Annotated in this window: 25 protein-coding genes; 19 read left to right on the top strand and 6 right to left on the bottom strand. The window is 66.8% G+C overall.

Annotation, left to right across the window (positions count from 1 at the left end):
- The first annotated feature begins 62 nt into the window (after window positions 1-62).
- The 13 genes from fabG to PGN27_RS03480 all read left to right on the top strand — a co-directional run bounded on the left by fabG (window position 63) and on the right by PGN27_RS03480 (window position 13,380).
- A complete protein-coding gene (gene fabG / locus PGN27_RS03540; protein ID WP_335324853.1) occupies window positions 63-809 on the top strand; it encodes a 3-oxoacyl-ACP reductase FabG in 747 nt (248 codons plus the stop codon).
- A 50-nt stretch (window positions 810-859) separates the two neighbouring features.
- Window positions 860-1,618: an enoyl-CoA hydratase/isomerase family protein gene (locus PGN27_RS03535; protein WP_335325214.1), complete on the top strand. Its 759-nt coding sequence runs from the start codon at window positions 860-862 to the stop codon at window positions 1,616-1,618.
- Window positions 1,615-2,418, top strand: coding sequence for an enoyl-CoA hydratase/isomerase family protein (locus PGN27_RS03530; protein ID WP_236436495.1), 804 nt, complete (start codon window positions 1,615-1,617; stop codon window positions 2,416-2,418). Before PGN27_RS03535 ends, PGN27_RS03530 begins: the two co-directional genes overlap by 4 nt.
- A complete protein-coding gene (locus PGN27_RS03525; RefSeq protein WP_335324852.1) occupies window positions 2,415-3,200 on the top strand; it encodes an enoyl-CoA hydratase/isomerase family protein in 786 nt (261 codons plus the stop codon). The genes PGN27_RS03530 and PGN27_RS03525 overlap by 4 nt, the downstream gene beginning before the upstream one ends.
- Window positions 3,197-4,477 (top strand): aromatic ring-hydroxylating oxygenase subunit alpha, encoded by a 1,281-nt coding sequence (locus PGN27_RS03520; protein WP_302777228.1) that lies wholly within the window; start codon window positions 3,197-3,199, stop codon window positions 4,475-4,477. Before PGN27_RS03525 ends, PGN27_RS03520 begins: the two co-directional genes overlap by 4 nt.
- A 14-nt stretch (window positions 4,478-4,491) precedes the next feature.
- Window positions 4,492-5,013: an aromatic-ring-hydroxylating dioxygenase subunit beta gene (locus tag PGN27_RS03515; protein WP_335325213.1), complete on the top strand. Its 522-nt coding sequence runs from the start codon at window positions 4,492-4,494 to the stop codon at window positions 5,011-5,013.
- A gap of 8 nt (window positions 5,014-5,021) precedes the next feature.
- Window positions 5,022-5,276, top strand: coding sequence for a hypothetical protein (locus PGN27_RS03510; protein ID WP_019509844.1), 255 nt, complete (start codon window positions 5,022-5,024; stop codon window positions 5,274-5,276).
- Window positions 5,273-6,481 carry an acetyl-CoA C-acetyltransferase gene (locus tag PGN27_RS03505; RefSeq protein ID WP_335324851.1) on the top strand — a complete coding sequence of 403 codons (1,209 nt, stop codon included), beginning with the start codon at window positions 5,273-5,275 and terminating at the stop codon, window positions 6,479-6,481. Before PGN27_RS03510 ends, PGN27_RS03505 begins: the two co-directional genes overlap by 4 nt.
- On the top strand, window positions 6,478-7,833 hold the full coding sequence (locus tag PGN27_RS03500) for an OB-fold domain-containing protein (RefSeq protein WP_335324850.1): 1,356 nt from the start codon (window positions 6,478-6,480) through the stop codon (window positions 7,831-7,833). Before PGN27_RS03505 ends, PGN27_RS03500 begins: the two co-directional genes overlap by 4 nt.
- Window positions 7,823-9,028 (top strand): acetyl-CoA acetyltransferase, encoded by a 1,206-nt coding sequence (locus PGN27_RS03495; RefSeq protein WP_335324849.1) that lies wholly within the window; start codon window positions 7,823-7,825, stop codon window positions 9,026-9,028. Before PGN27_RS03500 ends, PGN27_RS03495 begins: the two co-directional genes overlap by 11 nt.
- Window positions 9,029-9,117: 89 nt before the next feature.
- Window positions 9,118-9,978 carry an SDR family NAD(P)-dependent oxidoreductase gene (locus tag PGN27_RS03490; protein WP_335324848.1) on the top strand — a complete coding sequence of 287 codons (861 nt, stop codon included), beginning with the start codon at window positions 9,118-9,120 and terminating at the stop codon, window positions 9,976-9,978.
- 7 nt (window positions 9,979-9,985) lie between these two features.
- The gene (locus tag PGN27_RS03485; RefSeq protein ID WP_335324847.1) at window positions 9,986-11,629 is read left to right on the top strand and encodes a class I adenylate-forming enzyme family protein; all 1,644 of its coding nucleotides are present in this window, start codon (window positions 9,986-9,988) and stop codon (window positions 11,627-11,629) included.
- Window positions 11,626-13,380, top strand: coding sequence for a class I adenylate-forming enzyme family protein (locus PGN27_RS03480; RefSeq protein ID WP_335324846.1), 1,755 nt, complete (start codon window positions 11,626-11,628; stop codon window positions 13,378-13,380). Before PGN27_RS03485 ends, PGN27_RS03480 begins: the two co-directional genes overlap by 4 nt.
- Here the strand turns inward: PGN27_RS03480 and PGN27_RS03475 are convergent.
- Entirely contained in the window at window positions 13,347-14,387 is a 1,041-nt protein-coding gene (locus PGN27_RS03475; RefSeq protein WP_335324845.1) for an MBL fold metallo-hydrolase, read from the bottom strand. The two genes, PGN27_RS03480 and PGN27_RS03475, sit on opposite strands and share 34 nt — an antisense overlap.
- A 141-nt stretch (window positions 14,388-14,528) precedes the next feature.
- Here PGN27_RS03475 and PGN27_RS03470 point away from each other — a divergent pair, with 141 nt between their 5' ends.
- Genes PGN27_RS03470 through PGN27_RS03445 form a run of 6 tightly spaced genes read left to right on the top strand, consistent with a single transcriptional unit; the run spans window position 14,529 to window position 20,566 of the window.
- On the top strand, window positions 14,529-15,551 hold the full coding sequence (locus PGN27_RS03470) for a DUF7064 domain-containing protein (protein WP_335324844.1): 1,023 nt from the start codon (window positions 14,529-14,531) through the stop codon (window positions 15,549-15,551).
- 18 nt (window positions 15,552-15,569) lie between these two features.
- On the top strand, window positions 15,570-16,022 hold the full coding sequence (locus PGN27_RS03465) for a MaoC family dehydratase (protein WP_335324843.1): 453 nt from the start codon (window positions 15,570-15,572) through the stop codon (window positions 16,020-16,022).
- Window positions 16,012-17,223, top strand: coding sequence for an enoyl-CoA hydratase-related protein (locus PGN27_RS03460; protein WP_335324842.1), 1,212 nt, complete (start codon window positions 16,012-16,014; stop codon window positions 17,221-17,223). The genes PGN27_RS03465 and PGN27_RS03460 overlap by 11 nt, the downstream gene beginning before the upstream one ends.
- A gap of 1 nt (window position 17,224) precedes the next feature.
- Window positions 17,225-18,385 (top strand): acyl-CoA dehydrogenase family protein, encoded by a 1,161-nt coding sequence (locus PGN27_RS03455; RefSeq protein WP_335324841.1) that lies wholly within the window; start codon window positions 17,225-17,227, stop codon window positions 18,383-18,385.
- 46 nt (window positions 18,386-18,431) lie between these two features.
- A complete protein-coding gene (locus PGN27_RS03450) occupies window positions 18,432-19,754 on the top strand; it encodes a phytoene desaturase family protein (RefSeq protein WP_335324840.1) in 1,323 nt (440 codons plus the stop codon).
- The gene (locus PGN27_RS03445) at window positions 19,751-20,566 is read left to right on the top strand and encodes an HpcH/HpaI aldolase/citrate lyase family protein (protein WP_418888548.1); all 816 of its coding nucleotides are present in this window, start codon (window positions 19,751-19,753) and stop codon (window positions 20,564-20,566) included. Before PGN27_RS03450 ends, PGN27_RS03445 begins: the two co-directional genes overlap by 4 nt.
- A gap of 19 nt (window positions 20,567-20,585) precedes the next feature.
- On the opposite strand, the gene PGN27_RS03440 is transcribed toward PGN27_RS03445, so the two are convergent.
- The 5 genes from PGN27_RS03440 to PGN27_RS03420 form a co-directional block, all read right to left on the bottom strand.
- Entirely contained in the window at window positions 20,586-21,905 is a 1,320-nt protein-coding gene (locus PGN27_RS03440; protein ID WP_335324838.1) for a protoporphyrinogen/coproporphyrinogen oxidase, read from the bottom strand.
- Window positions 21,906-22,013: 108 nt separating this feature from the next.
- On the bottom strand, window positions 22,014-23,099 hold the full coding sequence (locus PGN27_RS03435) for an oxidoreductase family protein (protein ID WP_335324837.1): 1,086 nt from the start codon (window positions 23,097-23,099) through the stop codon (window positions 22,014-22,016).
- 25 nt (window positions 23,100-23,124) lie between these two features.
- Window positions 23,125-24,054: an alpha/beta hydrolase gene (locus PGN27_RS03430; RefSeq protein ID WP_335324836.1), complete on the bottom strand. Its 930-nt coding sequence runs from the start codon at window positions 24,052-24,054 to the stop codon at window positions 23,125-23,127.
- Complete coding sequence (locus PGN27_RS03425; RefSeq protein WP_335324835.1) at window positions 24,051-24,701, bottom strand: TetR/AcrR family transcriptional regulator; 651 nt, start codon at window positions 24,699-24,701, stop codon at window positions 24,051-24,053. Before PGN27_RS03425 ends, PGN27_RS03430 begins: the two co-directional genes overlap by 4 nt.
- A complete protein-coding gene (locus PGN27_RS03420) occupies window positions 24,691-26,064 on the bottom strand; it encodes a flavin-containing monooxygenase (RefSeq protein WP_335324834.1) in 1,374 nt (457 codons plus the stop codon). Before PGN27_RS03420 ends, PGN27_RS03425 begins: the two co-directional genes overlap by 11 nt.
- Window positions 26,065-26,346: the final 282 nt, after the last annotated feature.

Here is a 26,346-nt window from a genome sequence, read left to right as displayed (position 1 = left end):
TTTAACCTAGATTAGAAATTTCGGTTAGATTTGTCTATGCCTCGTGCGATGGGAGATTCCGGGTGGAAAGTCTGCTCCAGGACAAGGTCGCCGTGGTGACCGGTGCCGCGCAGGGTATCGGGTTGGAGATCGGGCGAACGTTGTACGAGCACGGTGCCCGGGTGGTGTTCGCCGACCTCGACGAGACCGCGGCCGCGCGGGCGGTCACCGAGGTGGCGGGACCTGCCGGCGACTGCCGCGGCGTCGCCTGCGATGTCACCTCCGAGGATGCCGTGCGCGACCTGGTGTCCGGCACGGTCGACCACTACGGCCGACTCGACATCTTCGTCAACAACGCCGGGATAACCCGTGATGCCTCGCTGAAGAAGATGCAGGTGTCCGACTTCGACGCCGTCATCACCGTGCACCTGCGCGGCACCTGGCTCGGTATCCGGGAAGCCTCGGCGGTGATGCGGGAACAGAAGTCCGGCAGCATCGTCAACATCTCCTCGCTGTCCGGGAAATCGGGAAATCCTGGACAGACCAACTACAGCGCCGCGAAGGCGGGCATCGTCGGTCTGACCAAAGCCGCGGCCAAGGAGGTTGCCCACCACAACGTGCGGGTCAACGCCATCCAACCCGGGCTCATCCGTACGCCCATGACCGCGGCCATGCCACCGGAGGTGTTCGCCCAGCGCGAGGCCGACGTCCCGATGAAACGGGCCGGCGAACCCGGTGAGGTGGCCGGGGCGGTGGTCTTCCTCGGCTCAAGCCTGTCCAGCTACATCACCGGCACGGTGATCGAGGTCGGCGGCGGGAGATACATGTGAACGCATACGGTGCTGCCGAAGTAGACGATCCCGACGTGAACGATGCCGAGGTGCTCGTCGAGGTCCGCGAGCACATCGGCTGGATCACGCTGAACCGCCCCGACCGGATGAACGCCGTCAACGTGGCCTTGGCACGGGCGCTGGGCGCCGCGTTGACCAGTCTGGGGCAGCGCACGGATGTGCACGCCGTGATCATTCGTGGCTCGGGTGGAAATTTCTGCGCTGGAGGCGATTTCGACGAGGTGCAGCGGCTTAGGGCAGACGGGCCCGAAGCGTTGCGCACGCTGTTCACCACGTTCAAGGATGCCTGCGATGTCATCGCCGGACTGCCGGTCCCGGTGGTGGCCGCGGTGGACGGTGTCGCGATGGCCGGCGGATTCGAACTGATGCAGGCCGCCGATATCGTGCTGGTCTGCGAGCAGGCGCGGATCGCGGACAACCACGTCAACTTCGGCATGATCCCCGGCGGGGGCAGCACTGCACGGCTGCCGCGCATCCTCGGTCGACAGCAGGCCCTGGGATTGCTGCTCTCCGGTGACAAGTTCAGCGGGACCGATGCGGTGCGGATCGGGCTCGCCTACCGGGCATTCGCACCCGAGGTGTTCCACGATTCGGTGCAGGCCTTCGCCGCCCGGCTCGCGGGCCGAGACCGCTCGGCCCTGACCGCCATCAAGGAACTCGTCGTGGCGGGGTTGGACACCGATCTCGCCGCCGCCAATCGCCTCGAAACTGATGCCGTCGTCGCACGACTGAGCGGATCGGCCGGACAGGCCGGTGTGTCGGCGTTCAAGAACAGGGAGACCACATGAGCGAGACCAGTACTGCCCCGGTGTTGCGGGAGGTGGGCGCCGACGGTATCGCCCGGCTACGACTCAACAGCCCGCACATCGCCAACGGCCTGAACGTCGACACACTCAAGGCACTGCACGCCGAGGTGCTGGCCTGCCATGCCGATCCGGCCGTCAAGGTGGTGCTGCTCTCGGGTGCGGGACGCAACTTCTGCGCCGGTGGTGACGTGCACACCTTCGAGTCCAAGGGGGAGGGGCTGCCGGATTACCTGCGCGAGGCGACGGCCTGGTTGCAGCTGGCCACCGCCGCCCTGTTCCAGCTCCGGGTACCGGTGGTCACCGCGGTACAGGGATTCGCCGCCGGAGGTGGCGGCCTCGGGCTGGTGTGCGCATCCGATATTGTCGTCGCCGCTCGCTCGGCGAAGTTCTTCTCCGGTGCGGTGCGGGTCGGTATGGCCCCCGACGGCGGTTCGTCGGTCACGCTGGCTCAACTGGTCGGGTTGCGCCAGGCCCTGCGCATCCTGTTGACGAATCCGACGCTGAGCGCCCAGGAAGCCGCCGATATCGGTCTGATCACCGAGGTGGTTCCCGACGACGAGTTGGTCACCCGCACCGACGCGATCGCCGCCGAGCTGGCCGCGATGCCCACCCTCGCGCTCTCTGCCACCAAGCGCCTCGTGTGGTCGGGGGTGGGCGCCTCCATCGAGGAGCGTCTTCCCGAGGAATCACGCACCGTGTCCGAATTGTCAGGGACCGCGGACGCTCTTGAGGGGCTACGCGCCGTGATCGAGCGCCGCACACCGAAGTTCGTCGGACGATGAACGTCCTCGTCGAAGACGACGGCGCCGTGCGCGTCCTGACCCTCAACAGGCCCGAGGTGCGCAACGCCATCGACATTCCGTTGCGCCTGGAGCTCGCCGACGCGCTGGAGGCCGCCGATGCCGACCCGCAGGTGCGGGTCATCGTGTTGACTGGTGCGGGCAGCACATTCTGCTCCGGCGGTGATATCTCCACGATGAAGCTCATGTCCGAGACCGAGGCCATGGAGCGGGCTCAGATGGCCCAACGTGTCATCCGGGCGATCTGGAACACACCCAAACCCGTCATCGCCGCGGTGGAGGGTGCCGCCTTCGGTGCCGGTGCGGCGCTGGCGGCCGCATGCGACCGGGTGATCGCCGCCCGCGATGCGCGATTTGCCACCACCTTCACCAATGTCGGGTTGGCCGGCGACATGGGCGCCTATGCCTCGCTACCGCGCCGGGTCGGTGTCGCCCGCGCCCGCCAGATGCTGCTGATGCCCGAGCCGGTGACCGCGGAGACCGCCCAGCCCTGGGGCTTGGTCGATGCCCTCACCGATCCCGGCGCGGCGCTGGCCGTCGCGCGCGCGGACGCGCAACGGTTGGCCGCCGGTCCCGCGCAGGCCTACGGCGTGATCAAGGAACTGCTGGCCGTCGCGCCCACCCTGCCGCCTGTCGAGGTCCTCGACCATGAGGCCGCACACCAGGCAAAGCTTTTCGGCAGTGCGGATTTCGCAGAAGGTATCACCGCGTTCGCGCAGAAGCGGCGCCCATCGTTCGGATCTCGGCAAGGAGCCCACCAATGACACCTCCCACGACTTCTGTCGTCGACGCCGGCGCGGGGACAGCCAGCCGGTACGAGCGCCTGATCCGGCCGGAGAAGGTGCACGGCAGCCTCTACACCGATCCGTCGATCTTCGCCGAGGAGTTGGAGAAGATCTGGTATCGGACATGGGTTTTCGTCGGTCACGAGAGCGAAGTGGCACAACCCAACGACTATGTGCGCAAGAAGCTCGGTCCGCAGGATGTCATCATGACCCGCGACCGCGATGGCCAGATCCATCTGCTGCTCAACCGGTGTGCGCACCGCGGCAACCAGGTGTGTGACGATGCCAAAGGCAACTCGAGCACCTTCCGGTGCCCGTACCACGGCTGGACGTTCCGCAATGACGGCGATCTGATCGGATTCCCGTTCTTCAAGGGCTACGGTGGCCGCAAGCTCGACCTGGCCATGGGTCGGGTTCCCCGGGTGGACTCCTATGGTGGCTTCGTCTTCGGCAGCTTCGCGCCCGACGGCCCGTCCCTGGTCGAACACCTCGGAGCCGCCGCCGGTGAGATCGACCGGCTGACCCGGTTGTCTCCACAGGGCCGCGTCGAGCTGACCGCCGGCTGGCTGCAGCACAAGGCGCGTGCCAATTGGAAGTTGCTCGCCGAGAACGAAACCGACGGCTACCACCCGCAGTTCGTGCACGGGTCCATCTTCGGGGTGACCGGCAGCACCATCGGTCCGCTCTACAGCGATTCGTCGACCGCGGTGACACGCGATCTCGGCAACGGGCACAGCGAGAACGACCTGCGCCCGGAGTTCCGCAAGTATGCCCAGCCCATGCGGTGGTTCGGCACCACGGAGTCACGGGTGCCCGACTACGTCGCGGCGATGCGGGCCACCCACGGTGCGGATGCCGAACGGATCCTGATCGAGGGTGCGCCGCACGTGATGATCTTCCCGAACCTGTTCATTGCCGAGATCCAGGTATTCAACATCCAGCCCGTCTCCGTCGACGAATGTGTCCAGTACGCCACCGCGGTCCAGTTGGCCGGCGCACCGGAACTGAACCGGCGCATGGTGTCCCAGTGCATCGGATCCGTCGGGCCGGCAGGCATGCTGCTGGCCGACGATACCGAGATGTACGAACGCAATCAGGAGGGCATCGCGGCGCTGAGTCCGGAGTGGCTCGACGTGCGGCGGGGAATGAACCGGGAGCGGGTCGACGAGAACGGCTTCACCATCGGCACCAACACCGACGAAACCGGTATGCGCGGTTTCTGGTCGCATTACAAGACGTTGATGGAGAGGAACTAGCCGTGACGACGTCCGTGAATCAGGGCAAGGACTTGCTGGCGGTGCCCGACGGCTTCGACCGTGCCGAGGTCGAGCAGTTCATCTACCGCGAGGCCCGGCACGCCGACGAGAACGACTACGACGCGTGGGAAGCCCTGTGGACCGACGATGCGCTGTACTGGGTGCCCGCCGATACCGTGGCCGGCGACCCATCCCGGCAGATGTCGATCATTTTCGACAATCGCAGCCGGATCTCGACCCGGCTCAAGCAGGTTCGCACCGGACGTCGCTATGCCCAGGCCCCACCGTCGCATCTGCGTCGTCTGATCTCCAACATCGAACTGCTCGGTGGCCGGGCCAATGCGCATGGCGGTGTCGATCTCGAGGTCGGTGCCAACTTCCTGGTCGTGGAGTCCCGGCCGCGCGGTAATCACATCTGGGGCGGCCGGACCACCTATCGACTGCGCCGTGACGGCGCGGAACTGAAGTTGTCCTACAAGCTGGTCCAGCTCGTCGACGCCGACAAGCCGATCCCCACCCTGAGCTTTCTGATCTGAGGAACAGCATGAGTATTGAGTTCGATCCGACGGCACCCGTGCACGTCGAGGGTGCCGGTGCGGTGGTCGGAAGCGAGTTCGCACAGGTCGCGGTCAGTATCGACGACACCGCCAACTCGCCGCGGCTGCGGGTGCAGGACCTGCGCACCGGCCGGGTGCGTTTCCTAGATGCCCTGGAACTGGAGACCATCGTCTGGTTGCCCGACGAGCGGCTCAACAGCCTGTTGGATCCGTCCGCCGACCGTTGGCGCGGTGACCAGTGAGGCGCGCCGCCATCGTCGCCCCGGTGCGGACCCCGGTCGGCACCTTCGGGGGGAGTCTGCGCCCGATGCGAGCCGAAGACCTTGCCGCACAGGTGATCAAGGCCGCCGTGGACCGCAGTGGGGTCGATCCCGAACGCATCGAGGATGTCGTGTTCGCGCAGTCCTATGCCAACTCCGAGGCACCGTGTATCGGCAGGTGGGCGGCGTTGCACGCCGGCCTCCCGATCGGGGTGTCCGGCCTGCAGATCGACCGGCGCTGTGGCGGTGGGCTGCAGGCTGTCATCACCGCCGCGATGACGGTGCAGACCGGTGCCGCGGACGTGGTGCTCGCCGGTGGGGTCGAATCGATGAGCAATATCGAGCACTACACCACGTCGGCACGCTGGGGATCGCGCGCAGGCAACCAGATGCTCTACGACCGTCTCGACCGCGGTCGTGAACGTTCGCAGCCGGAATGGCGATTCGGCGCCATCAGCGGGATGATCGAGACCGCGGAGAACCTCGCCACGGATTACCGGATCACCCGCGAGCAGGCCGACGCGTTTGCCGCCCGCAGCCATCAGCGCGCCGCCGCGGCCCACAAGGACGGGTTGTTCGACGCGGAGACGGTCGCGATCGAGGTGCCTGCCCGCCGCGGTGAACCGCAGCTGTTCGCCGCGGACGAGGGCATCCGACCCGATACCACGGTCGAAACCCTCGCCCGGCTGCGCACCATCACCCCCGGTGGCACCGTCACCGCAGGCAATTCCAGTCAGCAGAACGATGCCGCCGCGGCCTGTCTGGTCGTCGCCGAGGACCGGCTCGACGAACTCGGGCTGCAGCCGCTGGGATATCTGCGTGGCTGGGCCGCCGTGGGGTGTGAGCCCTCCCGGATGGGGATCGGGCCGGTAGGCGCCACCGAGAAGCTGTTCGCCAGGACGGGTCTGTCATTCGACGATCTGGCCTTGATCGAGATCAACGAGGCCTTCGCCGTGCAGGTGCTCGCGGTGCTGGCCGGGTGGGGCGTGAGCCCGGCCGATGTCGAGGATCGCTTGAACGTCAACGGTTCCGGGATATCGCTCGGTCATCCGATCGGAGCCACCGGGGTCCGGATCATGACCACGATGCTGCATGAACTGGGCAGGCGCGGGGGCGGCCTCGGGTTGGAGACGATGTGTATCGGTGGCGGCCAGGGCCTGGCGGCGGTATTCGAGGGTGTCTCGTGACGATCGGGCTGTGCGGGTACGCGAGCTACCTTCCGCACCATCGGCTGGCGGGTTCGTCCATCGGACTGCGCCGTGGTGACCGCGTCGTGGCGTCCTACGACGAGGATTCGACGACCATGGCCGTCGCCGCGGCCGCTCGGGCGTTGCCCTCCGACGTCGTGCCGGACGCGCTGTACCTGGCCACCAGCACCCCCGCCTATGCAGACAAGACCAACGCCACCGCCGTCCATGCGGCACTGGGCCTTCCCGCCGAGGTGTTCACCGCCGACCTGTGCGGGACCGCGCGCAGCGCGATGGCCGGTCTGCGCGCGGCAGCCCGCGAGGGCGGCCTGGTGGTCGCCGCCGATGTCCGGGTGGGCAAGCCGGGCTCGGCCGACGAGAAGTCCGGCGGAGACGGTGCTGCGGCCCTGTGGTTCGGTGGCCACGATCCGATTGCCGAGGTGTTGGCGATCCGTTCGAGCACGGCGGAATTCCTGGATCGGTGGCGCAGCCCCGACGAGGTCACCGGTCAGCTCTGGGAGGAGCGGTTCGGCGCCGAGCTCTATGCGGAGTTGATCCGCGACACCGCGAGTGCGGCCCTGGCGGCCGCGGGGTGTGCCGATATCGACCATGTGGTCCTCACCTGCCCGAACACCGCGGTCCTCAAGCGGGCAGCCACGTTGATCAAGGGCCAGAAGTCGGTGTCGAGCTCGCCGATCGGTCACAGTGGTGCCGCCGACCCGTTCATCGCTCTGGCCGGGGTACTCGACATCGCCGAGGCGGGGGACACCATCATGGTCGTCTCCGCCGCCGACGGGTGTGATGCCGTGGTGTTCGCGGCCACCACCGCACTCGGCCGGCACCGCCAGTCGCGACCGCTGAGTGCGCAGCGTGCAGCCGGTTCGGCCGTCGAGTACCTGACCTACCTGTCGTGGCGCGGTCTGGTCGAGCGGGAGGCCCCGCGTCGGCCGGAACCGGATCGCCCGGCGGCGCCGCCCGCCGGCCGGGCTCGGCAATGGAAGTTCGGACTCGTCGGATCATGTTGCAATGAATGCGGTTTCGTTCACCTTCCGCCGCAGCGGGTGTGCAGGCAGTGTCAGGTCACCGACGAGATGGCCGAGGTGGCCGTCCGTGATCTGGCCGGGACCGTGGTGACCTACACGGTGGACCGGCTGGCGTTCTCGCCGTCGCCTCCGATGGTGCAGGCCGTCATCGACATCGACGGCGGCGGCCGCTGCACGCTGGAGGTCGCCGATGCGCGTCCCGATGAGTTGGCCGTCGGCACGCGGGTGCGGTTCACCTTCCGCAGGCTGTTCACCGCCGGTGGAGTACACGATTACTTCTGGAAGGCGGTGCAGGTCGATGCCCAGTAACGGGATCTCCGGCAAGGTTGCGGTGGTGGCCATGGGGTGCAGCAGCTTCGGTGAGCGCTGGGACTGTTCCACCGAGGATCTGATCCTGGAGGCCTACCAGGAATGCCTCTCGGGTCTGCCCGGCGTGGCGCGCGAGGATGTGGACGCCTACTGGCTCGGCACGTTGAGTTCCGGCCTCGGCGGGCTGACGCTGAGTCGGGCGATCGGCAGTGACGACAAGCCCGTGACCAGGGTGGAGAACTTCTGTGCCACCGGCTCGGAGGCGTTTCGCAACGCCGCCTACGCCGTCGCGGCGGGTGCCTACGACATCGTGATGGCGGTGGGCGTCGAAAAGCTCAAGGATTCGGGATACTCCGGGCTGCTGCGCCAAGATCCGCCAGGTGACGGCACGGCGCCGGAGATCTCGATGACGGCTCCGGCGGCCTTTTCGCTGCTCGACCCCGCCTATTGCGATCGCTACGGTGTGCATCCCGACGAGATGCGTGCCGCCATGACCCACGTCGCCTGGAAGAACCACGACAACGGTACCCGTAATCCCAAGGCGCAGTTCCGGTCTCCGGTTGCGCGCGAGACCATCGAGAATGCGCCGAAGGTGGCGGGCCGGCTCGGCGTGTTCGATTGCTCGGGCGTATCCGATGGTGCCGCGTGTGCGCTGTTGGTGCCTGCGGATCGCGCGCACGAATTCACCGACCGGCCGATGTACATCGAGGGATTGTCCCTGGTGGCGGGATCGGTGCGGGGCTATGTGGATCCGGCCTATGACTACACCACATTTCCCGAGGTGGTGAAGGCGGCCAAAGATGCTTATGCCCAAGCCGGTATCGACCGACCTGCGCAGCAGTTGTCGCTGGCCGAGGTGCACGACTGCTTTACCCCGACCGAGCTGGTGTTGATGGAGGATCTCGGCTTCTCCGAGACCGGTCACGCGTGGAAGGACGCGCTGGGCGGTGATTTCGATGCCGGTGGCCGACTGCCGGTCAACCCCGACGGTGGGCTGAAGTCGTTCGGGCATCCGGTGGGCGCCAGTGGACTACGCATGCTCTACGAGGCGTGGCTGCAGTTCCGTGGTGAGGCGGGCCAGCGCCAACTCGACGATCCGCACACCGCTCTGACCCATAATCTCGGGGGCCGACCCGGCGGTTGTGTGTCGTTCGTGTCCATCGTGTCGGACCAGCCCGGGCGCCACCGGAGCTGAGCGCGGCGATCCCGGTACCTGAGGCACCTTGACCCTCGGTCAATTTTTAACGTAGATTCGAGAAAATGAAACGTACTGGAGGAGTTCACGTGTCGGGTGTTGAAGACAAGGTTGTCGTCGTCACGGGTGCCGGTGGCGGGTTGGGGCGTTCCTACGCCCGATTCCTGGCCGCCAACGGCGCACTGGTGGTGGTCAACGACCTCGGCGGCGCTCGCGACGGCTCCGGCGCCGGCACCGCGGCCGCCGACACCGTGGTCTCCGAGATTCGCGCCGCCGGTGGTCGCGCGGTCGCCAACTACGACTCGGTCGCCGACGAGCAGGGTGCCGCGGCCATCATCGAGACGGCGTTGAACGAGTTCGGCGCCGTGCACGGCGTGATCAGCAACGCAGGAATCCTGCGTGACGGCGCGTTCCACAAGATGTCCGGCGAAAGCTGGGATGCGGTCCAAAAGGTGCATCTCTACGGTGGATTCAACGTCATCCGGGCCGCCTGGCCGCATTTCCGCGAGCAGCAGTTCGGCCGCATCGTGGTGGCGACCTCGACCAGTGGCCTGTACGGGAACTTCGGTCAGGCCAATTACGGTGCCGCCAAGGCCGGCCTGGTCGGACTCATCAACACGCTGGCCATCGAGGGTGCCAAATACTCGATCACGGCCAACGCGATCGCGCCGTTGGCCGCTACCCGGATGACCGAGGACATTGCGCCGCAGGAGCTTCTGGACAAGCTGAATCCCGAATTGGTGGCTCCCGCGGTCGGCTACCTGGTCTCGCAGGAGAACACCGATACCGGTTCGGTGTTCGTGGTCGGCGGCGGCCTGGTGCAGCGAGTGGCGCAGTTCCAGAATCCCGGAGTCACCTTCTCCGCACCGCCCAGCCTGGCCGAGATCGCCGCACAGTGGTCACAGATCAGCGATATGTCCGAGGCCACGCTCGGTCGCAACCCCGTCTGATCGACACATGGCCGAGCCATCCGATGTCATCGCCGGCCCCCTGAGCGGTCGGTCACCGGCCTTTCGGGCCGGTGACCGTGACGCTCCGTTGGTCGACCTGACGGTGGGTGAGTTGTTGACCGTGCGCGCCGGTGAGTACCCCCTCACCGAGGCGCTGGTGGGCACTCGGCACGGCCGCGATGACACGGTCCGGCTCAGCTATGGCGATATGCTGCGAGAGGCGCGCCAGGTGGCGGCGGCGCTACGCGTGCTCGTCGACCCGGGTGATTACGTCGCGCTCTGGGCGCCGAACACTGTGGAATGGACCATTGTTCAGTACGGTGCCGCGCTCGCCGACGTGATCCTGGTGGCGGTCAACCCGGTACTGCGTGATGGTGATCTGGACTATGCGTTGCGGCACAGTCGTGCGCGGGTGCTGATCCATGCCGACCGCAGCCGGGACTACGACATGGCCGCGGTGGCACAGCGTGTGTGCGCCGACATCCCGGGGATCCGCCGTATCTCGCTGTCGCAATGGGTGCAGTGGTTGCCAACGGCACCGGTTGGTGAACTGGTGGTCAGTACAGCTCGCGCGGACTCCGCGGTGATGCTGCAGTACACATCGGGAACCACCGGTCGTCCCAAAGGGGTGCTGCTGACCCACCGGGCACTGGTCAACGTCGCCCGGTTGACCATGCAGGCGTGCGGTGTCGAGGCGGGTTCGGTGTGTTTCAACCCGTTACCGCTGTTCCATACGGCGGGGTGTGTGATCGCCACCCTGGGGCCGGCCTGGCTGGGCGGCACCGCGGTGCTGTGCGAACGGTTCGACCCGGCCGACGCGCTGGCAGCGTTGGCCCGCGAGAACGTCACGGTGCTCTTCTACGTGCCGGCGGTGCTGCATGCACTGCTGGCCGCGCAGCGCGCGAGCAGCGCACCGGCACCGGCGCTTCGGGTCATCATGGGGGGAGCGGCGGCGGTATCCGGCGAGCTGATCGACGGTGCCGCCGCGGTGTTCGGTGCCGAGGTCTACAACCTCTACGGTCAGACCGAACTCGCCCCGGTGCTGTCACTGACACGTCCGGGAGACACCCGCGAGGACAAGTTGACCACTGTGGGTCGGCAACTGCCGCATGTGGACTGCAAGGTGATCGATCCTGACACCGGTGCCACGCTGAACACCGGCGAGGTCGGCGAGATCTGCGCGCGCGGTTACCAGCAGTTCATCGAGTACCTGCACGACCCGGCGGCGACGGCGCGCGCACTGGACCCGGATGGGTTCGTGCGCACCGGAGATCTGGGCTCAATCGACGACCGCGGCTACCTACGGGTCACGGGCCGGCTCAAGGAACTGATCATTCGCGGTGGCGAGAACATTTCACCCGCTGAGGTCGAAACGGTCATCGCCGAGCACGACGATGTACTCGATGTCGTGGCGGTGGCGCTTCCCGACGAACGGCTCGGTGAGGTCGTGGCGGTGGCCTGCCGCATCGACACCGCCGAGCCCGAAGGTCTGCGCGAGGCGCTGATTGCGCACGCACGGGCGCGGATGCCCGCTTACAAGATTCCCGCCCGCTGGTTCGTGACCAGCGAGTTTCCCATCACGCCGACGGGCAAGGTGCAGCGTTTCGCGCTGCGTGAGGCCATGCTGGCCGATGAACTGGCCGAGCTGTGAGCGCTACCGTCGCGGTGGGCCGGCGTCGCACCGCACTGGCCGAGCGGTTCCCGGTCTGGCAACCCGTGACGCTGGCCCAATGGCTGGATCGCTGCGCCGACCGGTATCCGGATCGGCCGTTCGTCCTCACCGATTCGGTCATGCTGACATATCGCGATGTCGCCGAACAGTCCCGTGCGCTGGCGGCGGGGCTGATGGCCCTCGGTGTGGGCGTCGGCGATCGGGTCGGGATGGTGATGGCCAACTTCCCGGAATTCGTCACGGTGAAGTTCGCGATCGCCCGAGCCGGCGCCGTCGCGGTGCCGTTCAACTATCTCTACCGGCAATCCGAACTCGGTTTCGTCCTTGCCGATTCCGGCTGTCGGGTGCTGGTCACCATGACGCAGTTCGGTGCCCTGGACTACCAGGAGATGCTCGACGGCATCGTCCCGGGATGGGATGAGACCGGCTTCGCCGCGCGCGAAGACCGCCCCGACACGGTACCGACGCTGCGCCAGGTGGTCGTGCTCGACACCGGTGGTCTCGTTCGTCCGACGGCGATGACGGTCGCGGATCTGGCCGCATGTGCCCGGGCGGCGCAGTCGGCGTCGACGCCGGAGGTGGCACCTGGCGATCCCGGCGACATGCTCTACACATCGGGCACGACGGGGTCACCCAAGGGAGTGGTGGTTTCCCATGACGCCGTCCTGCGCACCGCGTACGCGTCGGCATTGACCCGCGCCTATGAGGACGGACGTCGGATTCTCTACTCGCTGCCCTGCTATCACATGTTCGGTTACGTCGAGGGCCTGTTGTCGGCCATGTTCGTCGGCGGGGCGGTCATCCTGCTGCCGTCGTTCACCGCCGAAGGCTACTTCGCCGGGATCGAGCGGCACCGGGCCACCGACATGCTGTGCGTTCCCACCATGGCGGTGGCGATGGTGGAAAGCCCTGTGCGCCAACGCTTCGACCTGTCGTCGCTGCGCGCACTACTGTGCGGATCCGCTCCGGCACCGATCTGGCTGTGGCACCAGGTCCGCGAACTGTTCGGTATCGACGAGATCGTCACCGGCTACGGGATGACCGAATGCGGCGGCGCCATGACGCTCACCCGGCCCGAGGACGATCTCGTGCTGACCTCGGAGACCGTCGGCAGGCCGAAGATGGCCGGAGCCGCTGGGCTTTCCGGGTCAGCCGAACTGGTCGTGTACCGGGTGGTCGACCCGGATACCGGGCGCGATGTGCCGGCCGGCGTCGACGGAGAGCTGCTCTCGGCGGGGCCGACGGTGATGCTCGAGTACTGGAATCGCCCGGTGGAGACCGCCGCGACACTGCGTTCGGGGTGGCTGCATTCCGGCGATCTCGGCCATATCCGTCCCGACGGCTACCTGCGGGTCACCGGTCGTAGTAAGGAGCTGTACAAGAGCGGTGGCGAATTGGTGATGCCCAAAGAGATCGAGGACGTGCTGGCGGCTCATCCCGGAATCAGCCAGGCCTTCGCCATCGGTCTCACCGATGACCGATGGGGTGAGATCGGTTGCGCCGTCGTCGTCACCGCACCCGGTCACGAGCTCACCGAGCAGGATGTCCTCCAGCTGTGCCGGACCTCGCTGGCGCGCTTCAAGGTGCCCAAGCGCGTCGTGTTCTGTTCCGCCGACGAGCTACCGACGACGCCGACAGGCAAGATTCAGAAGTTCCGCCTTGTGCAAGAGGTCATGGCGCGCATCGGCGCCGAAGATCACGGCAGCGAGAAGAATCGAACTCCGTCCTGATCGCGCGCATTCAGCTCGTCCCGGACGGCCAGTACGTCGAGGTGTGCCGCGACCTCCAGCACCGCGGTCATTTGGTGCACGACGTCCAACTCCACCAGCCGCCGTCCGTGCCGGGTCCAACGCATCTGCTCGGCGACCTCCAGGCCCGTGCCGTATCCCGCACAGACCAGTTCGGATACCCGGTCCAGACGTTGCCGATGGTGGTCGATCAGCTCCTGAGCGCGCGGCCGGGTCCGGCCGGCTGTGTGACCGTGGGCGGGCAGCATGCGCGCGTCGGGCAGATTCAGCATCAGGGTCAGCGAGTCGAGGTAGGACCGCAACGGCAACGGTTCGGGGTCGCGCTCGAAAGCGATCGAGGGGGTGATTCGTGGCAGGAGGTGATCGCCGGAGAACACGAGTTGTTGTTCGGCATCCTCGAACACCACATGCCCGCGCGTGTGCCCGGGAGTTTCCCGGACCACCAGCGTGACGTCGCCGTGGGCCAGCACTTCGCCGTCGTGCAGCCAGCGATCCGGCGCGTCGAAGGCTACGCCGAGCTCGTGGGGCTCCCACGTGAGCGCGGCGATCCGGCGGGCCAGGTCCGGTGCCCCGGCCCTGGCAAGCATGCCGACCTGGGCGGGGTGCACGCTGTCGGGCTGCCGTGCGAAGGCCTGCAGGCTGTGCCGCTCACCGGAGCCGAGCAGCAGTTCCATGCCATAGCGGTTACGCCAGCGGACCCCGAGCGAATAGTGGTCCCAGTGCTGATGGGTGACGATGATCCGGCGGACGTCGGTCACGGCGTATCCGAGCTGGAGCAGGGCCTCGGTGAGCGCGGCCTCGGCCGGTGGGTAGGCCCAGCCGGGATCGACGAGGGTGAGTCCGTCAGCACCGAGCACGACGTAGCTGTTGACCACCTGGAGGTCGGGCAGGGGCAGCGGTAATGCGATGCAGACGACGGTCGGGGTGATGTGCAGCGGCACCCCGATCACCGGGGGTGCCGCAGCGGCGGCTGGTGCGGTGTCGGACATGGGCATGCTGCTCATCTCTGGAAACTCCCGTCGTCAGAAAAAATCTAACAGAAACTAGAAAAATGTGTTAGCGTCGTGAACACACGTGCTCGTGGGCTATTTACGGCCCGCCATCGCGATTCGAAATATTCAACCCGCCATGTGAAGGGGGCGAGCGGCGCCAACTCGGCTGCCGCGGCCGAAGCCATGCTGACTCTGGACGACGACTACACCCACGCGGTCACTTCCGACTCGGATTTCAACGAGTCGATGTACTTCGAATTCCACGACCCCGAGTCCGGCATCGCCGGCTTCCTGCGGCTGGCCAACCGGCCCAACGAGGGCCGTGGCGAACGGACGATCTGCCTGTACCTGCCCGACGGTCGGCTCGCGTTCGGCTACGCGCGCCCGCAGGTCACCTCGAACGAGGCGATGAACGCCGGTGGGCTGTCCGTCGAGGTGGTCACACCATTGCGTGATGTCCGCGTGCGCTACGACGGTGACATCCGGCTGGTCGCGGATCCAGCAGCGATGAGCGACCCTTCGGCGGCATTGAACTCCAGCCCGCAGGCGGACTGTCGAATCACCCTGCAATTCCTGGCTCTGGCGCCGGCCCACGAGCAGACGTTCGAGGCGCAGGGGCAGTCGTTTGCTCCCCATCACTACGAACAGCTCGCCGTGGTCACCGGAGAGGTGGTGATCGGGACTCAGCGTTGGCCGGTCCGCGGGCACGGCCTGCGAGATCACTCCTGGGGACCGCGGTCTTGGCAGGCGCCATGGTTCTATCGCTGGCTGCACGGAAGTGCAGACCGATTCGGCTTCATGGCAGCATATTTCGGCGATACCGACGGGTCGTCACGAGTCGGCGGCTTCGTCTTCGACGGCGCCGAGGTGCACTCCTGCGATGAGGTGGAGATCACCACGCAGCGCGACGACAACGGCTTTCAGGAACGCATCCAGCTGACCATTGCCGCGGGTGGGCGGCGCTGGCGTTTCGAGGGCGACGCACTGTCCAGCGTGCCGTTGCGACATCGCAGCGCCGACGGCGAGGTCAGTACCCGCATCGTCGAGGCCGCCATCCGCTGGTCGGTCACCGATGGCGATGCGCCTGCCGCGCCCATCCACGGGATGGCCGAGTACCTCGATCAGATCAAAGCGGGTCAACCGGTGGGAATCCGGGTTTAGGGAAGGAATGCGTTCACGATGAAGACTTTTGGCAATCTGGCGGAGTTCGAAAACGCGTCGGGCACCGAATTGGGTCCCACCGAGTGGCTGGTCGTCGACCAGGATCGGGTGAACAACTTCGCCCAGGCGACCGATGATCACCAGTGGATCCACGTCGACCCGGAGCGGGCGGCCTCCGGCCCGTTCGGTGGCACCATCGCGCACGGGTTGCTGACCCTGTCGCTGCTGCCCAAGTTCATGCACGAGCTCTACCGGGTCGACAACATCGCGATGGCCATCAACTACGGCTTCAACAAGGTGCGGTTCATCACGCCGGTGCCGGTCGGCGCCAAGGTGCGGGCTTCTTCGGTGATCACGGAGGTGGACAAGCTCGACGGCGCGGTGCAGGCCACCCTGGTCACCACCATCGAGGTGGACGGAGCGGCCAAGCCGGCCGCGGTGATCGAATCGATCGTGCGCTATGTCGGTTGATACCGCTCAGGATTCCCGTATCGCCGCTGTCGAGGCGCTCTACGATGCGCTCGCCCGGGGTGACGCTGAGAGCGTCGACCGGCTGCTGTCGCCGGAATTTGTCGGGCACGTCACCGAAGGGATGCCGTTGGAGATGGGCGGCACCCATCAGGGTGCCGAGGCCATGCGTGCACAGGTCTGGTGGCGCATCGGTGCGCATTATCGGGCTCGGGCCGTTGCCGAGGATCACCGGCTCAACAACGACGGTGGGCTGACGGTCATCGGCACCTACCGGGGCAGCGGTCGTCGTTCCGGGGCCGAGTTGGACGCCGCCTTCGTGCACGTGCTCTCGTTCGACAACGACGGCCGGATCACCGAGCTGCGTCAACTCACCGATACGGCCGCCTGGCGTGCCGCGCTCGAGGGCAACGGCGCGCTGCAGACAATCGACTACCGCGTCGAGAACGGGCTGGCCACCGTGTGCCTGAACCGGCCCGATCAACGCAACGCCATCAATTTGCGGATGGGGCAGGAAACCCTTGAGGTCGCGCGCCGCATCCAGTCGGATCGCTCGGTGCGTGCGGTCCTGATCTGTGGCAACGGGCCGGCGCTGACGGTCGGTGGCGACATCTCGTATTTCCTGGAGAGCAACGGTGCCGGGTACGACACGTTGTTCGAGAAGATGATCCGGCCCTATCACGAGGGCTTCGACATCTTGAGCCGGGTCGAGGCGCCGATCGTGGCCGCCGCGCACGGTCCGGTGGCGGGCGGCGGTCTGGGCTTCGTCTACGCCGCCGATATCGTGCTGGCCGCCGAGGACAGCAGGTTCGTGGTCGCCTTCGCCGGGATCGGACTCTCCGGTGACGGCGGCGGCACCTATCACCTGCCCCGGCTGATCGGTCCGCGTCGCGCCGCGCAGGCCTACCTGCGCAACACACCCATCAGCGCCGTTGAAGCGTTGCAGTGGGGTTTGGTCAACGAGATCGTCCCCGCCGCCGAACTGCGTTCGCGGGCAACCCAGGTCGCCACGGAACTGGCAGCGGGACCGACCGTGGCCTTCGCGACGATGCGTGCGTTGCTGCGCGACAGCTGGCACAACGACCTACGGACGCAGCTGACCGCAGAGCTGCAGGGGACCAAGGACACCGGTCGCAGTGATGACGCAGCGGCAGCCATCGCCGCGTTTGCGGCCAAGACGACACCGACATTCCAAGGACGATGACATGAGTGGTTTGATCACCGATACCGAAGAACACCGCGCCATCCGGGAGACCGTCGCGGGCATCGCCGAACGCTATGGCTCGCAATACTTCTTGGAGCGCGGGCGTAAGGGCGAGGACATCGGGGAACTGTGGAAAGATCTCGGCGCGGCCGGTCTGCTCGGCGTGCACCTGCCCGAGGAGTACGGCGGCGGCGGGGGTGGTATGGCCGAGGCCGTGGTGGTGGTCGAGGAACTGGCCGCGCACGGTATGCCGATGCTGATCTGGGTCATCTCGCCCGCGATCTGTGGGTCCATCCTGGCCCACCACGGTTCGGATGATATGAAGCGGCGCTGGTTGCCCGGCATCGCCGACGGCAGTCAGAAGATGGCCTTCGGCCTGACCGAACCCGATGCCGGCTCCAACAGCCACAACGTCAAGACCACGGCCCGCAAAACGGCCGACGGTTGGGTGATCTCCGGTGCGAAGTACTACATCTCCGCGGTCGACCAGTGCGAGGCGGTCCTGCTGGTGGCGCGCGATGCCGATCACTCGACACCGGAGAAGTCCAAGCTGTCACTGTTCGTCGTGCCCACCGACGCCAAGGGCTTCAGCATCCAGCAGATCGACACCTCGATCGTGTCTCCGGACAAGCAGTTCACCGTCTTCCTCGACGAGGTGGAGGTGGGCGAGGACGCATTGATCGGTCAGGCCGGCAACGGTCTGCGGCAGGTGTTCGACGGCCTCAATCCCGAGCGGATCCTGGTCGGCGCGATCTGTGGCGGCGTCGGTCGGTATGCGATCGACAAGGCGGTGGCCTACGCGAAGGAACGCAACGTGTGGTCGACACCGATCGGTGCACACCAGGGCGTGGCCCACCCGTTGGCCGATAGTCACATCGCCGTCGAGCTGAGCCGGCTGGCCACGGCGCTGAGCGCACAGCAATTCGACGCCGGCTTGCCGGCTGGCGAGGCATCCAACATCGCGAAGTACTCGGCATCCGAGGCCGCCCTGAAGGCACTGGACCAGGCGATCCAAACCCACGGCGGTAACGGGCTGTCCCACGAGTACGGCCTCTCGGAGCTGTGGTTCGTCACCCGGCTTATGCGCACCGCACCGGTCAGTCGCGAGATGGTGCTCAACTACGTTGCCCAGACCTCGCTGGGACTGCCGCGTTCGTACTGACCCGGCCACCATCGCAGCAACACAACGACTTTCAAGGAGTAGGACCATGACGACTTCGGGCGAGACATACGATGCCGTGGTGATCGGCGCCGGCGCAGGCGGCCTGTTCACCGCCGCGCGCCTGACCAAACTCGGCTACCGCACGCTGGTCGTCGAACGGCTCGACAAGGTGGGTGGCCGGGCCTCCACCGACGATATCGACGGCTTCAAGGTGAACAACGGGGCCATCGTGATCGAGGTGGGCGGCATCACCGAGGAAACCTGCCGAGAGGTGGGCGCCCGGTTCGACATCCGGGAGCCCTCGCCGCCGATCCTGTACCGCATCGCGGGCAAGGACGTCGATGTCACCGGTGGCGGCTGGGGTTTCCTGCTGGGCAAACTCACCCGCCAAGGGGCCAAACTGGTCAAGGGAATCGGTGCCGCGCGCAATGATTCCGGTCTGCCCGAAGATGAACTGTCGACCGCGGACTGGGTGGCCAAGTACACCAAGAACGAAGGCGTGCATGGCATCTTCCGCAACATGTGTGCCTCGGTCTTCGCTGTCGGCTCCGAAGATCTGCCCGCCCGGGTGTTCCTGACCTACTTCACCCGCAAGAGTGCCTTCAAGCGCTTCGGCTTCCATCCCGACGGCACCATCGGCATCTGGCGTGCACTGGCCGACGCGGTGGTCGACAATGGTGGGCAGATCTGGCTGTCGACACCGGTGACGAAGATCCACACCGCCGATGGCGGCACCGTCACCGGGATCGAGGTGAGTCGTGACGGGCAGTCGGTGCGCATCGATGCGCCGATCGTGGTCAGCGATATCGGGCCCGCGGGCACCGTCGCCCTGTTGGGCGAGGAGAACGTGCCGCCGGACTACCAGGATCTGGTGAAGAAGGCCGACCGGCCCACGTCGATGATCACGGTCAACTTCGCCAGTCAGGAACGCCTGGTCGATGTCCCCGGCATGCTGAGCTTCGCCAAATCGCGCAGACTGGCCTACGTCTCCAACTTCACCGATGTCTGCCCCGAGATGGCTCCGCCGGGGTGGAATCTGTACGCCGGGACCGCGGTGCCCAAGAATCCGACCGGTGACTTCGACGAGGCAGCCGAAACCGAGCTCCTGCTGCAGGACTTGCGGGACAACATCGAGGATTTCGACAACCGGGCCCGCATCCTCAACATCGCCGTCACCCGCGACGACTGGCCGCCGCAGCGCGCCGTTGCCGGTTACGACCTGACACATGAGACCCCGTTGACCGGACTGTGGAATGTCGGCGACGGCGTCAAGGAGTACGCCAACGGCGGGACCACGGCATGTGCCGAGACGGCAAAGATCGTCGTGGACAAGATCGTGGCCGCACACCGACCGGCGGTGCTGAGCTGACCGATCTCGCCGAGCGGATCGGTCACGCGCGCAGTGCGCTGTTCGTTCCCGGAGACCGCCCCGCCAGATTCGCCAAGGCACTCGACAGCGGCGCCGACCTGGTGATACTCGATCTCGAGGACGCCGTCGCCGTCGAGGCCAAGGAATCGGCGCGGGTGGCCGTGTCGGCCTTCCTGGACAGTAGCGCCGAGGTGGTGGTCCGGGTCAACGGCACCGACACCTCTTGGTGCGCAGATGATCTGGCGGCGCTGGCGCAGCGGCGCTGCGCGGTCATGGTTCCCAAGGCGCACAGCGTCGACCAGCTGAACAGGGTGTCCGCCGTATTGCCTGCCGGCACTGCCCTGATCCCGTTGATCGAGACCGGGCGGGGAGTTGCGGGTGCGGCGGCCCTGTGCGGTGCCGATTCGGTGGTTCGCGCCGCCTTCGGCAGTGTCGACCTCGGTGCCGAACTCGGGGTCGACCCCGACAGCCACACGGCATTGCAGTACGCGCGTAGCGCGGTGGTGCTCGCGTCGGCTGTCGCCGGATGCGCGGCGCCGCTGGACGGGGTGACCACCGATCTGACCGAAGGGGACAGGCTGGCTGCCGATCTGGAACACGCGGCCATCCTGGGTTTCACCGGAAAGATGTGTATTCACCCGGCGCAGGTCCACGCCGTCAATCGGCGCTTCACGCCGACAGATTCCGAGCTGCGCTGGGCCGAACGGGTGGTTACTGCCGCGGCGGCCGGTGGCGCGTGTGCGGTGGACGGAAAGATGGTCGACAAGCCGGTCGTGGACCGCGCGCGGGGTCTGCTGGCCCGCGCTCGCTGACGTCGGTGTGGGGTATGGCTCAGTCGGCCCCGAGCGAACCCAGGATCTCGCGGGCGGCGCGTTCACCGGCGATGTAGGCTCCCTCGATTCCGGACTGCGTCAGGTAGTCCCCGGCGATCTGGACATCGTGCGGTAGCCGGGCCAGCAGGGCCAGCATCCGCCGGTAGTGACCCGGAGCCGCGGTCGACAAACCGTATGCGCGGCGGTAGATCTCGGTGATATCGGGTTCGGCGGGACCGTGCACCTCGGTCACGATGCGTCGTGCCTCGGTGAGCAGTTCCCGGTCGCCGAGCTCTGCTGAGCGCGGGCCATCGAAGTAGACGCTGACCACCTGGCCCCCCTCGGGCGCCGAGCCCGGTCGGCGTCGTTGGCCCAGCAGGACCCCGATATCGGAGTGCTGGCCGGGACCGACCGGCACGACCAGGTCGGGGCCGGCATCCGGCCAGGGATCGGTGCGAAAGCCGAATGCCACGTGGTGCAACGGAATTGCCTGCACCCGTCGGAGGGCATCGAGCTCTGCCGCGCCGAGCACATCGGTGCACAGCTCGGCGGCGGTGTGTGCGTCGGTGGCGACGATCACCGCGCGGGCAGTGAGAACTCCGTCCGCCGTGTGCACCGCCAAACCGGCAGACTCACGGCGCACGCTCTCGACATGAACGTTCAACCGGACGTCGACATCGTCGAGTTGCCAGCTGGTGACCCGATCCAATCCGTCCTCGGGCACTGTCAGCCGGGTGCGGTGTGCGTTACGCAGCAGCGCGACCAGGAACGAGCGCGAGATCGTGGACAGATCGGCACCGGTCAACGGTTCCATCAGGGGGCGGACCACATACTCGTGGACACGGTCGCCGAACATCCGGCGAGACCATGCCTCCATGGTCTCGCCGTTGTCGTCATCGGCCAGCGATTGCAGATCGAACGGCTCGGGCCCGCGGCGCAGCACGAGCATGGCGATGCCCGCGACGAGGCGAACACGATCCGTCCACCGAAGCTGGGGTACGCGCAGGAATGTGTGCGGCGCGTCGAAACGCACCGGGTAGCGTCCGCGTGCGTCGCGCAATTCGGTGCGCGCCAACCAGCGTCGCATGTGGTGTGCCCTTCCGGCCTCGGCGATGGCGCTGCGGGTGCGTCGGTAGGTGCCCATCACGAAGATGGCCCCGGAGTCGATGGCGAATCCGTGTTTGCGGTCGGTGCGCGTCCTGCCGCCGACGGCATGCTCGCGGTCCAGCAGCACGGCGTGTACGCCGGCGGCGGTGAGCACGCGTGCGGCGGCGGCGCCCGCCGGTCCCGCGCCGATGACGATGACGTCGGTATCGGTCGAAGTCTGGGGAGTCGGCATGGCGCTACCTCGATCAGCTGGGGGATTCGGGCTCGAAGGTCAGATCGCCACGAACATCTAGAATTTAACAGCAATTCGAAAATATGACGAACCGACGAGGGGGCTGGGTCAGCCGGCGAGCGTGCGCAACGCCGTGAAGCTGTCGTTGTCGACGATCTGTTGTGCTGCCCTGGCCGCCATCGCGGCGAACATCCGGTCCCCGCGTTCGGAGTTCTGGACTCCCAGCGAGACCGGAATGCACAACACCAGGCCGTACAGAGCGTGTGCACGATATTCCAGCCAGCACCGCTCGAAGTCGTAGTCGGTGACGCCGAGTGCCACCAACCGCCGGTGATACTCGGTGACCAACGCGCGCTCGTGTTCGGCCCGCGCGGCCTCCGCCATCGAGGTGCCCAGGAGATACGACACGTCGATCACGCCGGGTGCGGCGGCCACGCTCTGCCAATCGACGACGGCGATCGAGGTGTGCCCGCCCTGCGCATCGAACAGGAGATTGTCCAGCCGGAAGTCCCCGTGCCAGAGGCAACGGAGCTCGGCCAGCGTTGCCAACCACGCCGGCACGTCCCGGGCCAGCTGCCGGGCCGCCTCGACGTGCTCGGATCCCAGGTGGGAGCCGAAACGCTCCAGCCACGGGTCGATGATCTGAGGGAGATGGCCGGCCAAGGCATTCCACACTCCGCCTGCGCCGAGCCAGGGGTGCTCGGCCAGCCGGGCGTGCCCCCACGAGCCTGCATGCAGTGCGGCAGCCTGAGCCAGCGCGAGATCCGCCTCATCGGCGGTGCAGCCGCCGATCTGCTCGACGGTCCGTGCCGGGCCCATGTCTTCGAGAAGCAGCACGAAGGTACCGAGGTCGTCGGCGATGTGGGCGGCGAAGCATCGTGGTGCGCGCACGGTGGTCATATCCAGAAGGTGTTGGTAGAACAACACCTCGCGCTGGTAGGCGCCGGTACCGGTCGCCATCTGACGGCTGGCAGGGTCGGTGCTGGACACCTTGGCGATCACGGTGTCCGGAGCGCCTGCCGGACGCACCGCGTAGTCGAGTGTCAAGCGATAACTGCTGGCCATCTGACCGGTCCCGACCGGTGTGGCGTCCAGCGTGGCGACCTCGACGGTGTCCCATCCGGGCACATCGGCAAGCAGCGCCGATATCACCGACGGGCTGAAATGATCGACGGAGTGGGGGATGACGGTCATATTGTCTCCTTCTGAGCGGGTCGGGTCAGGTAACGGTGACGGCACGCCGCGCCAGCACCCGGCGCAGGAACGCCTTCTGGTGTTCGGTGACGCGATCATGATGTGCCGCAGCGGGGTAGACGTCGAAGTGGTCGCACGGGTAGTGATGCACGGTGGCGCGGGCCCGCGTGGCGGCCGACGTCGCGGCTCCCGGGGGCGCGCTGCGGTCACCATCGGCGATCTGCATCAGCACCGGACACGCGATGCGGATGGCGCCGGCACCCGGGCGATACATCCCGATCCGCAGGAGCACCCGCGCCGCGATGGCATTGCGCCAGGTGGGCCCGGCGATCGCCTGCATACCGTCCACCGCGCCGGGGGCGCACAGTGCGGCGGGCTCACCGGGGTGTCCGACGATCGGCGCGAGTACTGCTGGTCGGTGGCGTAGTGCGGCCAGTTGGTCGGCGAGCCCGATCCGTAACAGCCGCATGACGTGGCCGGGTCCGTGCGCCCCGAGCATCGTCCGCACCGCCGCAGCACCGTCCACTGCGGGTGTCAGGCTGATGACGCCGGCGATCCGGTGATCCTCGGCCGCGACCCGCAACACGTGTCCGCCGGACAGCGAGACACCCCACACCACGATCCGGTCCGGGTCCACCCCGGACAGTGACCTGGCGTGGCCGACGGCAAGATGGTAGTCCTGGATCTGCCGTTTCAGGTGCACGAGTTGCCTTGGCTCACCGGAGGATCCGGCGAAGTGGCGATAGTCGAAGGCGATCACGTCGGCGCCCGCGGCCACCAGGGCCGCCGCGAAGCCGTCGAGACCGCAGTCCCGGGTGGCGCCGACGCCGTGCGCCATCACGACGCACGGACGCCCGTGGGTATCGGTCAGGTCATCGCTGTCGGCGCGGTGGTGCTCGGCCGCCAGGTGTCCGCCGTCGGGTGTGTCGATGCGGATCTGCCGTGCGGTGCTCATCGGGAACTCCGATCGATCGTCGAGGTCGGTTCGCCGTATATCGCGTTGACCCAGATGTGCTCCAGGGCCGCGTGGACCGACTCGGCGCTCGCCAGCCCGGTGCCGCGCAGATGGCGTTCCAGCGTCAGCGCATTCAGCGATATCAGTGAGTGGGCCAGTTCGCGCGACGGGATCGGTGCCGTGGATCGGTGCTCGTCGATATAGCCGGCGACGAAATCTTCGTAGCGCCGTAGCCATGCTTCCCAGATCTCGCGCGTCTCCGGATCGGCATCGCGGGCGTCGAGCATCGCGAGGAATCGCCGGCGCTGGGTCACCCACGATTGCACAGCCAGGTGCAGTGATTCCGACAGATTGACCCGTGGGTCTCCAGGCCTGCTGATGACCCTGCTGGCCTCGTCGATCTGGGTATCGAAGATCTCGCCCAGTAGATGGGTCACCGCTTCGTTCTTACTGCTGAAATAGAAGTAGAACGCAGAACGCGCCAAACCGGCCTCCTCGGCCACCGCGGCGACCGAGATATCGGCCAACGATTGGTGTTCCAAGTGCTCGGCCAGCACCGCCAACAGTCGATGGCGCCGATGCTCGCCACGTGGTTGAGGCTTGCCGGGATTGCGCCGGCGGGTGGCCTTGGCCGCGTCAGCTGGCACGGGGGGAGGCCGCGGGTGCCCGACCGGTGAGTATCACCGGTCCGTATTTGGCTGCCCGCCGCGCCCCGGCGGGCAGCTCCCGGGTGCGCATATTGCGTTCGTAGTCGAAGTAGTCCACCTGCTGGGTGTGCCGGGGCTTGTCGGAGAAGTGGCCGATGTACTTGCGCTCGTCGGCGGCGATGGTCTTGTGCATCTCGGCGATGGACGGCGGCCGATACGTCCCGGCCAGATAGGCCGACGCGAGCCGGGCCTGGCATTCGACGAAGGGGAACAACGTGGGCAGTGCCTGGGCGAAGCCGACGAAGATCAGATCATCGAGGCCCGGCTTGAGCATGCGCTTGTACAGGGGCAGATGGTTGTTCGGAGCGCTGAGGAAGTCCGGGTCGAAGAACGGGAAGGTGATGTTGTACCCGGTGGCGTAGATCAGCACGTCGGCCTGCACCGACGTCCCATCGACGAAGTGCACCGTGTCACCGTCGAGTCGTTCGATGTTGACCTTGGCGGTCGCGTCACCGGCGCCCAGCCGCATGAGCAACTCGGCGGACTGCGTCGGGTGGGCCTCCAGGAAGTGATGATTCGGCGTGGGCAAGCCGTAGTTTTCGGGATTGCCGAACAACCAGCGGGCCACCGGACGCATGGCGCGACGTTGCCAGGACAGCGGAATCACCGGCAGCGTGCGTGCGATCTTGTCGGCGGTCATGCCGAAGGTGTACTTCGGTACCACCCAGGCGCCCGATCGCGTCGACAGGTACACCGTGTTCTGCCACGACTTCTGGGAAAGCTCGGAGACCAGATCGGCCGCCGAGTTGCCGATCCCCACGACCACGATGCGCTTGCCCTTCAGGTCGAGCGGCTCGGTGGGGTCGATATAGGCGTGGGAGTGGATGATCTCGCCGGTGAACTCCCCGGGGAAATCCGGGAAACGCGGATCCCAGTGATGACCGTTGGCGACCACGAGCGCGTCGTAGGTGCCGCTTCTCCCGTCGCTGGTGTCGATGCGCCACCCGCCGCCGGGAAAGCGGTGGGCCCGGGTGACCGAGGTGTTGAACTGGATGTGCTCGCGCAGACCGAATGCATCGGTGTAGTCGTCGAGATAGTCCTTGATCTGGGAGTGGTGCGGATAGTCGGGCAGGCTCGGGTCCATCGGAAAATCCTTGAAGCACAGTAGATCCCGAGAGGTGTCGATGTGCAGGGAGCGGTACGCGCTGGAGTGCCCGTTGGGGTTGCGAAACGCCCAGTTTCCCCCCACTCGGTCAGAGGATTCGAAGCAGTCGTAGCCGACACCGGCGTCAGCGAGGTTCTTCGCGGTGGTCAGACCGCTGATGCCGGCGCCGATGATGGCCGTACGGGGTGTGTTCTGCATTGCACTCCTGATCCGATGTGGCTTGGCTCACGCTCGGTCACCGACGCTAGCTTCAAAAACTGACAAGAGTCAACATTTGGTGCGCGAAATCTAGCGAAAAGTCGAAAATTGCGGGAGGGTGCGGAGCCGGCGCGTTCGACCCCGTGTGGAGGCCATCCGCTGCGCACCCGGCCGATCGGTCGGGTGCGCAGCAGCCGGGCCCAGGTCGACGATGGCGCCGAATAGGTTTTTCCTTGAGTAGGTTTGGCGCACGCGGCAGCGGTGATCCGATCCGCTCGACCG

Source organism: Mycolicibacterium neoaurum, assembly GCF_036946495.1.
GTDB classification, from domain to species: Bacteria; Actinomycetota; Actinomycetes; order Mycobacteriales; family Mycobacteriaceae; genus Mycobacterium; species Mycobacterium neoaurum_B.
The sequence above is the reverse complement of the archived record's forward strand: the minus strand, read 5'-3'. Positions and strand labels throughout refer to the sequence as shown.